We start from the raw sequence: 12,227 nt of genomic DNA, 5'->3' as shown, positions 1-12,227 counted from the left end.
GGTCAAGGTCGATCGGCCGCGGCTCGGGACGGGGTCAGGCAGTCAGGATCATGGGGCGTCCGGATGGAATTCTCGCCATAGACCGGCGATGCGCTTGCCCTCCTCGGTCAGGTGCACCGGGTCAGCGTCATGCCGGTTTTTGGCATGCGGGGTGCCTCGGTGAAAGAGCGCTCCGGAGCCCTTGACCCCAAACAGGTTGGCTGTTGTCTGGACTTTAGGGCCGAATAGCTCTCGGCGGATGGCAAGGCTCTCACCGAGGGTCATGGAGCCCTGGGTCTCGATGAGGCGGAGGTGCCGATGGGCAACTTCGCCGAAGCGCTGCACCCGGGCGAGGTCTCTGGACCCGAGCACTGGTTGCGAGGGTTCCTCGCCGGCGGCCTGCACCAAACGCGCGCGGGCCTGGTCGATCAGTGCTTGGGCTTGGGTCAGGAGTTCGATCGCGTCGGTCTCCTCGGTTACTGGCATTGTCTCGCCTTCCCCGTAAAGGCCATCGCGGAATGCGAGGGTATCTTCGAGGACCAATCGTAGTCAAGTCGAGAAATACGAATGTAATTACGATGCGTTGAGCTTGCGCAATAGGCCGTCGGCTCTTCGCTGGACGCAGGCGGCGCCGGCGCCGCTAAGGATTTCGAGGGCGAAGCCGCGCGTTGCCGATCCGGGACCGACCCCGGCGGACAGGCGTGGCGTAAGTCGGCTGATGGTTCTCACACCATTCGGTCTGGAGCGCGGCTGGAGGGCTGATCTGCAGGCAACGGCTCTGACCTGCATTCAACGGCAGTCAACCGCACCGGGTATGTACGGGTAGATGCCTGTACCTCAGGAAATCCGGGGCCTGTAAAGGTGCGTCGTCCACCCTGGCAGTGTGGGGGTCAGGGGTTTGAGTCCCTCAGCTCACCCATCTCGTAGTGGCTAGCGGCACTAGCCGCGGTCCGAGAATTGCGTGGTAGCCAGTTGGCGCCAAGTGCTGTTCGTCGAAGGTCCGCTCGATGTCGGTAGTAGGGGTCCGACCCCTCCATCGCTCATACCCGGCAAGCTTAACGCAGCTTTCCGCGCGCCTGGGTTCAAGGAGTCGTTGCAACGCCTATCCGATGTGGGGTGTTGATGATGGGAAGGCCATCGAAGGGACGTGATCGTTCGGTGAAGCCGAACGGGACACTGCGAACACACCTTGGGACGCAATTCTTGAAACCCGACAAGCTGATGTGTCGGACCTCGACTACGGTTGGCAAGTTGGCGGTCAGGAGGTAATACGTGCAGCTAGAAACCTGCCGCCACGCAAGGAGCCTTCGACTTTGACGTGGAGAACTGATGCAGAAAAACCTCACAGCGCACGAGCATCCCCTGCGGAAAATCTTCTCAAGTGATTTTGAGTTTCAAATCCCCGAGTACCAGCGCGCCTATCGTTGGGGGATGGACCAGGCTCTTCAACTCCTCGACGACCTGGAGGAAACCCTCGGGCGCGACGACGCTGAGCCCTACTTTCTTGGTTCGCTAGTCTTGGTAGAGCAGAACGACTCGGCCTTTCACGTAATCGACGGACAGCAACGACTCACGACACTGACCATCCTCTTTTCGGTCCTTCGCGACATGGTAGAGGGCGAGGAGTTCTCCCGGAACCTCGCTGCGCGGGTAATGGATCCCGGCAACGAACTAGACGGCGTTCCAGCCAAACCTCGGCTCACCTTGCGTGAACAGGACGCGTCGTTCTTTCGAAAGTACGTTCAGGAGCCCGGCAACATCGAGTCGCTCATAGGTTTGAGTGACGCTGCAGCGACGACCGAGCCTCAGCGAGCAATCCGCGACAATGCCGCTGCCCTAGCCAAACGTCTTGCGGATTGGGATGACACCAAGCGGCGCAGTCTTGCTACGCTCGCCAGTACCCGCACTTACTTGGTGGTCGTGAGCACTCCCAACCTTGACAGTGCGTACCGGATTTTTAGCGTCATGAACGCCCGCGGTCTCGACCTCACCCCGGCCGACATCTTCAAGTCGCAGGTCATCGGAAAGGTGCCGGAAGGTTCCGATTACTCGAAGCGATGGGAGAACGCTGAGGAGGCACTCGGAAGCGACGACTTCACCGAACTGTTCCGCGACGTGCGAACAGTTGTAAGTGAGGAACGCGCTCGCCGGGAATTGCTGCAGGAGTTCCCGAAGCAGGTGCTAAACGCCTATTTGAGCGACGGAAAGGCGGCCTCGTTCGTCGACGACTTGTTATTGCCCTACGCCAAGGCATTCGAGCGCACGATCGCTTACGATTTTGGTCCTGGTGACAATTGGGAGCCGGTGAACCGATGGTTGAAGCGCCTAGACATGATCGATAACAAGGACTGGAGGCCGTGCGCGCTATGGGCCATGGTTGAGCACGCCGACGATGCCGCCTTCCTCACAGCCTTTCTTAAAAAGCTTGAGCGGTTGGCCGCCAGTTTTCTCCTCCGCCAGACCTATACGACCCCGAGAATAGGCGTGTATCTCGACTTGTTGAAGGAGCTCAAGGGCGGGGCAGCACTGGAATCCCCCTCCTTCGCGCTGAGTGACGAGGACAGGAAGCTCTCGCTAAGTGCGCTGCGTGGCGAGATCTACCGAATGCAGGCCCGGCGAGCCCGCTACGTTCTGCTAAGACTCGACGAACTGCTGGCCAAGGATCCGGGTGCCACGTACAACCATAAGATCATTTCCATCGAGCACGTCCTCCCGCAGAAGCCCAAGAAGGACAGCCAGTGGCTATCCGACTTCACCGAGGAAGAGCGCGAGCGGCTCACGCATCGGCTCGGCAATTTGCTGTTGCTCAACCACCGTAAGAACAGTCAGGCTAATAACTTCGACTTTGTGACGAAGAAGCAGCGGTACTTCAGTACCTCAAGCGGGTCCGCGGTGTTCGCCCTCACCACCCAGGTGATAGGGCAGGCCTCGTGGACCCCGAAGGTGATCGAAGCGCGCCAGGAGACTCTGACAACGCTGCTCGCCGAGGAATGGGAGCTGATCTGACATGGCGCTGAGCAACCGTGACCGCATTGAATCGGATGTTCCAGGTTTCTCGCGCCTGCGCTCGATGACCTCATCCCCTCAGTGATCGGGCACCTGGGCACCTCGCTCAGGGCTGAGTGGACGAAGCCCGTCCAGGCAAAGATTTGAAGAACGGCGGCCCAACCGGCAAATTCTACGATCCGCACGACCCCCAGGTGCAGTTTCGGATTCTGACTGAGGGTGAAGTAACCGGTGGTTACAAGCAGGGCCGGTTGCCCGTTCAGCCAGGCTTGGCAAGGCCGGTGAATCGTTCGCGATAGAGGTCCGCGGAGTTTGCAACACCTGGGCACACAATGGGATTTTCACCGACGATGACGCCTATCGCTGACTTGGCGCTGGCGAACGTCTCCTCAAGCTGATCGGCGCAGCCGCTAGGCTGAGGAGGTCCAACTCATGGATCCAGAATTTGGAATGAAGATGGGTCGCACTCCCATCTACCTCAGCGCCCAGCTCTCTAGCTGGCGTCAACCAGCTTGAGTGCCGATAGCAAGGAGCATTCGTGGCTACGGCCGTCCGCGCATCCCCTGCTTGATACGTCCCACCCTGGACTCGCGCCGCCGCGCGAGCTCGCAGGGTGCGCTATGTCAGGGCCGGTCGTCGAACAACTGAACCCATCGGCCGTCAAAGCCTCCGTTGGCGGGTGTGAACCACTGGCCGATCAGCCAGGTGCCCGCCTCCCGGCGGTCCGCGGTGTCCACGACACCGGTGTGGAGGAAGAAGTCGTGCTGACGCCAGTAGGCGTTGTGGGAGGCGTAGTCCCCGCTGGCGGCGCCTCGGCTGCGGCCGGTGCTGTCGAGACCGAGACCCTCATAACCGCCGAAGTCATCAGAGCCCGAGATCTCGTCGGCGTTCTCCTCGCCGGAATAGGCGCCGTAGAACCAGTTCTTGGACAGGATGCCTTCGCGGCCGTCGGTGAGGTCGGACTTTCCACTGTCACGTGAGGCGGTGTAGAAGCGTTGCAGGCCGGCGCTGACTTCTGCCGCTCCGGCCTCTGAGATCACCGGGCCCTCCAGCAGGACGTCGCTGGACTTGCTGCTGAGCCAGTGGGTGTACCAGTTCGAGTGCTGCCAGTGCGTCGGCACGACGTCGGCAAGGTCCTGCAGCTCGTAGGTGACGCGCTTGATCGCCTGCCAGGTCACCGCCGTGCCGTTGTCGACCTTGCTGGCCAAGCTGTAGGCGGTGGTGGGGTTAACCGGTTGAGCCCGCCAGGAGGCGACCGCCGCCGAGGAGCCCTCGGGGACGAACGCGTAATGCACGTTCTTCTCGTTGTCGTTGTTGATGTCGACCTCGGCCTTGACCGTGCTTTCCATCCGTGAGGCGACAGTGCTCCACGGGGTGGTGGCGAAGCGCAACTCGTGGCCGTGCGGGTTCGGCTGGTCGAAGTTGCTGCCGTCGGCCTGCCACAGCAGCAGATGCCTACCCGTCGAGGTGGGCATGAACTTCACCGCGCTGTCAGAGGCCCGGCGCATGACGTGGTCCTTGTGGCTGGTGAGTGTCGCGTAGACGAATGCCTCTCCCGTGCTGCCGGGCGTGCCGGTGACGCCACGCACGACGATCTCGACGCGCTCCCAGTCGTGGATCTCGGCGAAGTCCTTATCAGCGGCGTTGTACACGTGGTAAATCAACACAAGGCTCTTGACGCCGTTGGTGGTCGACTCGATCAGCGCGGTGTACAGCGTGGGCCGGATGCGCCAGTGGCTGTTGGCGCCCCACATCGCGTACTGGTTGACGTTGCGCCAGTTCAGCCGGTTGTTCGAGTAGTCGCCGTCGCGGTCGAAGTCGTAGTTCGACAACCAGTCGCTGCCCTCCTGGCTGTTGTTCTCATCGCCCCGCTTGAAGATCACCGGGGCGTAGTAGTTCAGGTAGGCCTGCCGCTGCGTGTTCGTCAGGAGCGGGACGACGGCTTGGGCATCCCGGTTTCCGATCAGTGGCAGGGTCGCCAGGACGAACATCGCGATCACCAGCGCTCGCAGTGACGTCCGCCGCGACCGGCTTGAGATCAGAATGGGTGCGCGAAGTCGCACGTTTCCTCCTATGGCAACCTCGTAAGCGCCGGCGGCGCGAGGCAAACTAATAATCGGGTGAATAGTGCTGATACTAAACGGACGTCCCAAACATGCCTATCCGCGCTGATCCACAGTCGGCCGGACGCAGCGACTCCCGCCTCGCACGGGCGTAAACTGGCAGCGGTCCTGCGGCGGCGAGAATCGGGATCTTCGACTGACAACACACGGCTTGCTGACCAGCAGGATGGCTCAAGTAGTTCACGGCTTACCACCGCGAATCGGTGGACGAGACTCGGGGGCGACGATGGCAAGCACCGGCGACTGGCTTCTGGTTCGAGCACGCACAGACTCCCTTCGACCCCGTCGGGGTCGCATTCTGGAAGTGCGCGGCCATCAGGGCAGGCCTCCCTACCTGGTCCGCTGGGCCGACACCGGCACCCAGGCGCTGGTGTTCCCCGGCCCTGACGCGCAGGTGATGAGCGAAGCCGAACTCTCAAAGCTGGACCTGCAGCAGAACCAGCGGGTCAGCCACCGGTAAGACGGCGCCTCGCCGACGAAGGCCAGTCTCACCACCTGATTGGTGTGGGCATTGGCCCGTACCGAGCCGGCCGGTGTCGACGCTGCTTTCAGCCACCGCTCGCAGGGTTACTCGGCGGCTTGGCAGGTAGCTCTGAGGCGAGGCGCCGAGCGAGGCGATCGCGGGTCGCAGCGTCGAACGGGCCGGCTGCCGAGACAAGCTTGGCTGTGCCGCCTAGCCCGCGCACCCGCACGTCGCCGATCTCAATGGTGCCGAAGAACGGGAATTCAGCGTCGATGAAGCACAGCGCCGCGGTTATCGGCGCATCGGCGAATTCGGGGCTTGCGGCCAGCGCGGCGCGCACGGCGGCGACCTGCCACGTCATCGCGTCGACGAGCTTGGTCTTGTCCCTTCCCGAGACCATCAACTGCGTCCGGGTGGGTGTGAGAAAGCCGCCCGATCGCCGCACCGCGATCTTGGCGTTCTTGTACCGCTTGGCGTCGATGACGTAGACACCGGCTGGGCCGACAACGAGGTGATCCAGATTCGCTCGGCTCTTAGGCACTTGCCGATCGTGCAGCGCGATGACGGTGTCGCCCAGGCTTGTCAGCTTGGCGCCGAGCTTGCGTTCGCCCACTGCGCCGGACTTCCACGCCGTCGTGGACTGAGGGTCATCGGAGAGCGCCAGGATCAAGCCGCCGAGCCGGGGATGGGCGCTGCGCACGCGCTCTTCGCGTTTGGCGTGACGCCGGTCGAACTCCTGCTGGGCTGAGCCGCCGGCAATACCGAGTTCGACCGCGGGCTCGACCGGGGTGGAAGGCTCGCTGTCCGCCGCCATCGGCGGCGTGGATTGAGCACAAGGCAAACACTGCACCGTTCGAGTGGCTCGGTCCCACGCGGCTTGATCGCCGGCAGCAAGGTCGGTTCCGCAGGCACAGGCGCCAGGGCGACGCAGCGCCATGATCTTGAGAGGACGCGCTGGCCCTCCGGAGGGCGAGACGTCGATCGGCACAGCAAGTCCCCCTCGCCTCGGGTATTGCCACAATGTGAGCGTGACGTGAAGTCTGACCTAGGTCGCGTTGACTCGCAAGCATGAGATCGCCAGGGGGACTGCGCGACCGCGCGAGCTACGTCAGGCTGACCAGGTAGCCGGCATGGTCGGTGATCGGGCGTAGCGAGCGGCCTGCCAGCGCCGGCTTCCAGGTGCAGGCACGCGCGTCGGCGTCGTCCGGCCCACAGATGTGGTCGATGGAGTAGCAGCCGGTGAGCGATGACGGCTCGGTCGCGGTGTAGGCGCTTAGGGCGTGACGGGACAGCAGATCAGCGAGCAACGTTCTGCCCTGCCGGCTACCGACGACATAGCCCTCGAGTGTCTGATTGAAGTCGCCGGCGAGGAGGAGTGGCTTGTGCGGAACGAGCGCGAGGAGGCGGCGCAGGGCGCTATCGAGGCAGGCCAAGACAGCTCGCCACTGCTCAGAGCCGGTCGTGGCGCCACCACCCGCGCCGGACGGGAGGGCCGGCGCGTCGTGTCGCCAGGGCATGCAAACGCCGACGACGAGCCAGTCCCGTCCGTTCGCGGCGACGATGGCGGCCACCCCGGTCGGAAGCTCGGGGAGCGGTAGCGCTCGCAGACTGCGAGCGGCGATCGTGGCGAACCGGGCGGGCTCAATGGTGAGCATCGGGTGGCTGCTGGTCGTCTCGTAGCCTGGGAGAGCAAGGGCTTCGTGAGCTTCGGTGAACACCCATGCGTCCGCGGCGGCTTGTTCGATCGTCGCGAGCTGCAGAACGCCAGCTTGGCTCTCAGGAGCGGCCCGCTCCAGGTTCCAGGTCGCCACGCGCACACCCGCATCGTGTCACGAGAGTCGTTCGTTCACGCGTCACTAGGAGTTCGGCACGGCCATGACGCCTTGGAAGGCGTGATCGCCCGTCTTCCGGAACGGCTTCAAGTGCCGGTGCCGGCCTGACAAACCACAGGACCTGGCTGCCGACCGCGAGGACGCGTAGTCGCTGTCGCCACGAAGAAGGCTTAGTCGTTGCCCTCGCCAGCCGCGGCCCGGGCCTCGGCGCCGCTCTCGCCGACGTCACTCTCATCGATCCCGGCTACCCGCCCGACGAACTCAGACGAGGGGGTGGTCCCGGTGGTGCTGCCCTGATCGGGCGCGTCGGGGTTCTCCACTCCGCCGGTGGCCCTGCTGCCGGCCACGTGGTCATCTGAGCTGGTGTCTGATTCAGCCTTGTCCTTTGCCATGACATCGAGTCTGTCCGAGAACGCCCGCAGAAGCCAACTGCAGAAGCCGAACTGCAGAGTTTTGGCACTGCCCGGGGGAGGCTCGGCGTCCCTTGACCGCAGGTCCTAGCTCGGCAGCGTCAGCAGGAGAGCGCCGACCCGACCAGCTCCCGGACGGCCGCGGCGTCCTCCAGGTCGAGGGCGGTCCGCGCCAGGGCAGCGCAGCGGGCCACGTCGAGTTCCCGGACCCGCGCCTTCACCGACGGCACCGAGCGCGGCGAGACGCTCAGCTCCCGCGCCCCGAGCCCAATCAGCAGCGGGACCGCAGCCGGGTCGGCGGCGACTTCTCCGCAGACCGCGACCGGAACAGGCCCAGCAACCTCGCAGACCCGCCCGATCAACCTGAGCACGCCCGGGTCCAGCGGATCGAACAGAGCGGCTACCGCGGCGTTGCCCCGCTCCGCCGCGAGCGTGTACTGGGTCAGGTCGTTGGTGCCGACGCTGAGAAAGTCCAGGTGGGGGAGGAAAGTCGCGATCTTGAGCGCCGCGGCCGGCACCTCGACCATCACACCGACTCGCAGCCCTTCGGGCAGGCCGCGAACACCGGCCGCCTCGTCGAGCACGCGCCGCGCCTGCCGAAGCTCGGTGACGGTGCTGACCATCGGGAACAGGACGTTGACAGGCGCCTGCCGGGCGACCTCGCAGATCGCCGTGAGCTGGACGAGCAACAGCTCACGCCGGTCGAGGGTGAGCCGGATGCCGCGGTGGCCGAGGAACGGGTTGTCCTCCGCCGGCATCGGCAGGTAGCTCAGCGGCTTGTCGCCACCGACGTCCAAGGTGCGCAGCGTGATCCGGCGGCCTGGCAGAGCCTCGGCTATCGCCAGGTACTCCGCGACCTGCTCCTCGACATCCGGCGCCACCTCGCGGTCGAGGAACAGGAACTCGGTGCGCACCAGGCCTGCGCTGTCCGCGCCGTCAGCAGCCGCCGTCAACGCGTCTGCGCGTGAGCCCACGTTGGCGGCGACCTCGACCCGGGCGCCGTCAGCAGTGCGCGCCGGCGTGCCGGCGGCGGCACGGTGCTCGCTCTGCCGAGCCGCCAGTTCAGCCGCCCGCCGGCGAAACTCTGCCACCGTCGCAGCCGGCGGGTCGACGATCAGCTCGCCGGTGCTGCCGTCCAGAGCGACCAGAGTGCCCTCAGCCAGTCCCAGCACGTCCGAGCCTGCGTCGACGACGGCCGGAATCCCGCGTGAGCGCGCCAGAATCGCTGCGTGCGAGCTCGGGCTGCCGTCGGCGAGCACGATGCCCTGCACGCAGTCGCGGTCGAGTTCGGCGGCCTGCCCGGGCGTGAGCTCCTTCGCGACCAGGACACCCGGCCCGCTCATCGCGACCGGGGCGGCGCCGGCGAGGGTGGAGACCACCTGCGCGCCGACCGCGCGGACGTCCTCGGCGCGGGCCCGTAGGTAGGGATCTTCCAGCTCGGACCACTGCCGCTCCACGACCGCCAGGGCATCGACCCAGGCGGTCACCGCGTCCGCGCCAGAGGCCAGCCGTGCCTTGACGTCGGCGATCACCTCATCGTCGTCGAGCAATAACAAGTGGGCGTCGAAGATCCGCGCTTCTTGTGGCCCGGTCTGGCGGGCGAGCGCTTGATGTCGCCCGATCTCCCCTCGCACCGCTGCCAGCGCCGTCTCGACGTGGCGCCACTCATCCGCCGGACTGCTCGGCTGGCCGCGACGGGCAGCCGCTGGCGCCGAAGCCGGTGGCGCGTAAGTCAGCAGCCGCACCGGGCCGATGCCGATTCCAGGCGAGGCCGGCAGCGGCCCGGCCCGCCGCGCCTGACCTGACTGCGCCTGACCTGACTGCGCCTGACCTGATCGCGCCTGACCTGACTGCACTGGCACGGGCGCTTGCGCGGACTCCGTGGCGTCGTCCAGCGGCTCATCGAACTGGCGCGCGGCCAGCGCGAGCACCTGCTCGACCGCCTCGGTCGCCTGCCGACCCGAGGCCAGCACCTCTACCCGATGGCCTCGCAGCGCACCGAGCGTGGCGACCCTGCTGAGGCTGCCCGCCGGCAGCGGCCCGGCGCCGGTGCTGAGGTTGCGCAGCCGCACCTGGGCGTCCAGCCCGCGCAGCTCACTGACCAGTCGGGCGGCAGGTCGGGCGTGCAAACCATGAATGTTCGCAACGGTGAACTCGCCCGTCACCGTCACCGGCTCGTCAGCCTGCGTGGTCGGCGCGACCTCCGTAGAAGGCGCAACCCCCGACGGGGTCAGCTGAGCGGCCTTGCCCAGCAGCGCGTTCTGCGCTTCGGCCGCGACCTCGACGCGCCGGGCTCCACCGGCTGCGGCGACGGCCGCCACCACCAACCCCTCGACCAGCGGCCCCGCCGACAGCGTGATGCGATCGCGCGCGTCCGGATCTTCGAGCAGTTCCAGGGCCAGTTCGGCGCTGAGCACCGCGCTGCCGAGATCCATCAGCACCACCACGCCCGCGGGGCCGTCCACCTGCTCGATGGCTTCTTTGATGGCGACGGCGTCGGTGCCCAGGGTGTCCTCGTCCAGCCCGGCGGCCACCGCGATCCGCACCGGGCTGTCGTGCAACATCTCCGAGGCGAGCGACACCGCCGCGCGGGCCAGCGCCCGGCTGTGCGAGACCACCACCAACCCCACCAGCGGCACGTCAGGACTTCCAGCGCCGCCAGGACTCCCAGCGCCGCCCGGACTCCCAGCGCCGCCAGGAGCGCCACCAGAAGCGCCGCCAGAGCTCACGGCAACGCCCGGACGGCGGCCGCCATCAGCAGCGCGACGGTGGTCGCGCCGGGGTCCTGATGCCCGACGCTGCGCTCGCCGAGGTAGCTCGCGCGGCCCTTGCGGGCCTGCATCGGCGTCGTGGCGTCCCGCCCGCCTTCGGCAGCGGAAAGCGCCAGCCCCAGCGCCTCGGCCATGCTCGTCCGGGCAGCGGCGGCCTCCTCCAATGCCGTCACGGCCGGCGCCAGCGCGTCCACCATGGTCTTGTCCCCGGCTTCGGCCTTGCCTCGGGCGAGGACCCCGTCCAGTCCGGCCCGCAAGGCCGTCGCGAGCTGGGCCAGTGAGATCTCGGTGCTGTCGCCGAGCGCCGTTCCCATCCGGAGGAACAGGGTTCCGAACAGCGGGCCGCTGGCGCCGCCGACGGTGGAGACCACCGTCATGCCCGCCTTGCTGAACAGCGCCGACGCAGTGGCGGGTTCAGCCTCTTCCAGCGCGGTGACCACCGCCCGCATGCCGCGGTCCATGTTCGCGCCGTGGTCACCGTCGCCGATCGCAGCGTCCAACTCGGTCAGGCTGTCCTTGTGCTCGGCGACGAGCTCGGCGAAGGTTCGGATCCAGCTGCCCACACCCGCCACCGTGACCGTCCCGCCCATGAGTCAGGCGCCCCAGCTCAGTCGCGCGGTGCGCACCGGGGCGTCCCACAGTGAGAGCAGCTCATCGTCGAGCTTGAGCAGCGTGACCGACGCGCCGGCCATGTCGAGTGAGGTGATGTAGGAGCCCACCAGCGAGCGCGCCACCTGCACGCCGTGGCCGAGCAGGATCCGGTTCACCTCGTTGTACATGACGTAAAGCTCGATCAGGGGTGTGCCGCCCAGGCCGTTGACAAAGGCGATCACCTGATCGCCCCTGCTGAACGGCAGGTCGGCCAGCACCGGCTCGAGGAGCATCTCGGCGATGTCACGGGCCGGCGCCAGCGGCACCCGGGTGCGGCCCGGCTCACCGTGAATCCCGACGCCCAGCTCCATCTCGTCCGGGCCGATCTCGAAGGTCGGCTTGCCTGCGGCCGGAACCGTGCACGAGGTGAGCGCCAGGCCCATGCTGCGGGCGTTGGCGTTGACCCGGCGGGCGATCGCTGCCACCTGATCCAGCGGCCGGCCCTGCTCGGCCGCGGCGCCGGCGATCTTCTCCAGCAGGACCGTGGCGCCGACCCCGCGCCGGCCTGCGGTCCACGTGCTGTCCTGCACTGCGACATCGTCGTCGGTGACCACCGAGACGACCTGCGTGCCGCCGTCGGCCGCCGCAAGCTCCGCGGCCATCTCGAAGTTCATCACGTCGCCGGTGTAGTTCTTGACCACGTGCAGCACGCCGGCGCCGCCGTCGACGAGCTTGGTCGCGGCCAGCACCTGATCCGGCACCGGAGAGGTGAACATCTCACCCGCGCAGGCCGCGTCCAGCATGCCCAGCCCGACGAACCCGCCATGCAGCGGCTCATGCCCCGAGCCGCCGCCGGAGACGATCCCGACCTTGCCGGGCCGCGGCGCGTCACCCCGATAGATGATCTTGTGGCGATGGTCGACGTTGAGTTCCGGATGCGCTGCCTCGATGCCCAGCAGCGCCTCGGCGACGACGTCCTGCGGATCGTTGATGAGCTTCTTCATGCTGATGAGTCTCCTGCTCGAGTTCGTGGTGTCGCTCAGGCGTCTTTC

The 12,227-nt window shown here is 66.4% G+C and carries 10 protein-coding genes; 2 read left to right on the top strand and 8 right to left on the bottom strand.

Features of this window, described 5'->3' with window-relative positions; genetic code table 11:
• Positions 1–48 precede the first annotated feature (48 nt).
• Positions 49–465, bottom strand: coding sequence for a hypothetical protein (locus VGB75_02395; GenBank protein ID HEY0165869.1), 417 nt, complete (start codon positions 463–465; stop codon positions 49–51).
• 843 nt (positions 466–1,308) lie between these two features.
• Between VGB75_02395 and VGB75_02390 the strand changes: the two genes are divergently transcribed.
• The gene (locus VGB75_02390) at positions 1,309–2,985 is read left to right on the top strand and encodes a DUF262 domain-containing HNH endonuclease family protein (protein ID HEY0165868.1); all 1,677 of its coding nucleotides are present in this window, start codon (positions 1,309–1,311) and stop codon (positions 2,983–2,985) included.
• A gap of 623 nt (positions 2,986–3,608) precedes the next feature.
• Here the strand turns inward: VGB75_02390 and VGB75_02385 are convergent.
• Positions 3,609–5,048 (bottom strand): hypothetical protein, encoded by a 1,440-nt coding sequence (locus VGB75_02385; GenBank protein ID HEY0165867.1) that lies wholly within the window; start codon positions 5,046–5,048, stop codon positions 3,609–3,611.
• Positions 5,049–5,274: 226 nt separating this feature from the next.
• Between VGB75_02385 and VGB75_02380 the strand changes: the two genes are divergently transcribed.
• The gene (locus VGB75_02380) at positions 5,275–5,568 is read left to right on the top strand and encodes a DUF1918 domain-containing protein (GenBank protein ID HEY0165866.1); all 294 of its coding nucleotides are present in this window, start codon (positions 5,275–5,277) and stop codon (positions 5,566–5,568) included.
• Positions 5,569–5,656: 88 nt separating this feature from the next.
• Here VGB75_02380 and VGB75_02375 read toward each other — a convergent pair whose 3' ends face one another.
• The 6 genes from VGB75_02375 to dhaK form a co-directional block, all read right to left on the bottom strand.
• Complete coding sequence (locus VGB75_02375; protein ID HEY0165865.1) at positions 5,657–6,559, bottom strand: nuclease-related domain-containing protein; 903 nt, start codon at positions 6,557–6,559, stop codon at positions 5,657–5,659.
• A 115-nt stretch (positions 6,560–6,674) separates the two neighbouring features.
• The gene (locus VGB75_02370; protein HEY0165864.1) at positions 6,675–7,388 is read right to left on the bottom strand and encodes an endonuclease/exonuclease/phosphatase family protein; all 714 of its coding nucleotides are present in this window, start codon (positions 7,386–7,388) and stop codon (positions 6,675–6,677) included.
• A gap of 185 nt (positions 7,389–7,573) precedes the next feature.
• On the bottom strand, positions 7,574–7,795 hold the full coding sequence (locus tag VGB75_02365) for a hypothetical protein (protein ID HEY0165863.1): 222 nt from the start codon (positions 7,793–7,795) through the stop codon (positions 7,574–7,576).
• Between the two features lie 119 nt (positions 7,796–7,914).
• Positions 7,915–10,452, bottom strand: coding sequence for a phosphoenolpyruvate--protein phosphotransferase (gene ptsP / locus VGB75_02360; GenBank protein HEY0165862.1), 2,538 nt, complete (start codon positions 10,450–10,452; stop codon positions 7,915–7,917).
• Between the two features lie 86 nt (positions 10,453–10,538).
• Positions 10,539–11,174, bottom strand: a complete 636-nt coding sequence (dhaL, locus tag VGB75_02355) for a dihydroxyacetone kinase subunit DhaL (protein ID HEY0165861.1) — start codon at positions 11,172–11,174, stop codon at positions 10,539–10,541.
• A gap of 3 nt (positions 11,175–11,177) precedes the next feature.
• On the bottom strand, positions 11,178–12,179 hold the full coding sequence (dhaK, locus tag VGB75_02350; GenBank protein HEY0165860.1) for a dihydroxyacetone kinase subunit DhaK: 1,002 nt from the start codon (positions 12,177–12,179) through the stop codon (positions 11,178–11,180).
• Positions 12,180–12,227: the final 48 nt, after the last annotated feature.

It is taken from the genome of Jatrophihabitans sp., from assembly GCA_036399055.1.
Lineage (GTDB): Bacteria > Actinomycetota > Actinomycetes > Mycobacteriales > Jatrophihabitantaceae > Jatrophihabitans_A.
This window is presented reverse-complemented; position numbering and strand designations above follow the sequence as displayed.